Annotated in this window: 2 protein-coding genes; one reads left to right on the top strand and one right to left on the bottom strand. The window is 71.6% G+C overall.

Going from position 1 to position 1,731, the window contains the following annotated elements; genetic code table 11:
* On the top strand, positions 1-1,302 hold a 1,302-nt coding region (locus G6019_RS10390), incomplete at its 5' end, for a glycoside hydrolase family 3 C-terminal domain-containing protein (RefSeq protein ID WP_182613504.1).
* Between the two features lies 1 nt (position 1,303).
* Here the strand turns inward: G6019_RS10390 and G6019_RS10385 are convergent.
* Positions 1,304-1,731, bottom strand: a 428-nt coding sequence (locus G6019_RS10385; RefSeq protein WP_182627529.1) for a dihydrofolate reductase family protein, incomplete at its 5' end; no start/stop codon positions are given.

The raw sequence follows: 1,731 nt of genomic DNA, 5'->3' as shown, positions 1-1,731 counted from the left end.
GGCACCGGCGTCGCGGTGATCGGCGCGTTCGCCCGCGAGCCGCGCATCCAGGGCGGTGGCAGCTCCCGCGTCTCCCCCACCCGGGTCGACGTGCCCCTGACGGAGATCCGCCGGATCGCCGGGGACGACCGCGTCACCTACGCCGCGGGTTTCGGGGCGGGTGACGACGCCGGCCGCCTCCTCGCCGAGGCGGTCGCTGTGGCATCCGACGCCGAGGTGGCCGTCCTCATGCTCGGGCTGACCGACGACCAGGAGTCGGAGGGGGTGGATCGCCCGCACATCGATCTGCCCGGTGACCAGCTCCGGCTCCTCGACGCGGTCGCGGCTGTGCGGGACCGGATCGTGGTGATCCTGTCGGCCGGATCCGTGGTGGACCTGGCCCCCGTGGTTCCCCACGCCACCGCGATTCTGTCCGGGGCGCTGTTGGGACAGGGCGGTGGCCGGGCGCTCGCGAGAGTGCTCTACGGTCACGCCTCCCCGTCCGGGCGACTGGCCGAGACGGTCCCGCTCCGCATCGAGGACGCTCCCAGCTGGGACAACTTCCCTGCCGAGGACTCGCACCTGCGGTACGGCGAAGGAATCTTCGTCGGCTACCGCGGATACGGCCACCGGCGTCGCGAGGTGCGCTTCCCGTTCGGCCACGGCCTGTCCTACACGCGGTTCGAGTACCGGTCCCTGTCCGTCGTCGCCGGGGACGAAGGACAACGAGGCGACGGAGTGCGGGCCGAGGCGATACGCACCGAGGAGTGGACGGCACGGGTGGAGGTCCACAACACCGGCCCGGTCCGGGGCCGCGAGATCGTCCAGATCTACTCCTCGCTCCCGGCGTCGGTGCGCAGGCGGGCGACGCGGGAGCTCGTGGGATTCGGGCACATCGATCTCGATCCCGGGCAGAGCGGGGTCCTGGAGGTGGCTGTCGAACGCCGTGACCTGGCGTACTGGGACGAGCCGGCCGGGAGGTGGCTGGTGGAAGGGGGCGGGTACGTCTTCGCCGCCGCCGCGTCCAGTAGGGACATCCGGGTCGAGGTCACCGTGCCGATCACCGGCGATCCACGCCCGGTCCGGATCGACCTCGAGTCCACCATCGCCGAGGCGATGGCGGACCCCGACGCACGACTGATCCTCGACGAGGTGTTCCGCCCGCTCGCCGCGAATGCCGGCGACGCAAGCGGCGCAGTGGGGGCCTCGATCGAGGACCTGGTGGGGTCCATCCCCGTGGGTCGGATGCTCTCCGGGTTCCTGGGCCTGGACCGGCAGGCGGTGGCGGGGATCGCCGAGCAGCTCGCCCGGATCCACCGGTGAACTAGGTGCTCCGGCCGGTCGCTCGACGCCTGTAATGCAAGAGCACGGTGCCGCTGTCGAAGACGCGATGTTCGACCAACTCCAGGTCGAGTTCGGCGCCCGGCGGCAGCGCGCGCAGGCCCCCACCGACCACCCTGGGGACGACGAAGAACCGGAAGTCGTCGACCATCCCGGCGCTGATCGCCTCGCTCGCGGTGGTGGGCCCGAATATCTCGACCTCGCCCGCCGCGCCGTCGACGATCTCTCGGAGCCGGGCGGGATCGAGACGCGGCAGCAGGAGATCCCGGGCGGAGAGCAGGTCCGCCTCGGCCATGGTCTCCGACACGGCGATGTGTGTGAGGTCCTGCCACCGACGGGCGAACTCGTGCTCGTCCGGGCTCCAGGAAGCGTCCTCGGGTTCGGCCTGACCTGCCGCGTTGATTTCGGACA

The sequence above is a fragment of the Dietzia sp. DQ12-76 genome, from assembly GCF_014145045.1.
In the GTDB taxonomy this organism is placed as follows: domain Bacteria; phylum Actinomycetota; class Actinomycetes; order Mycobacteriales; family Mycobacteriaceae; genus Dietzia.
This window is presented reverse-complemented; position numbering and strand designations above follow the sequence as displayed.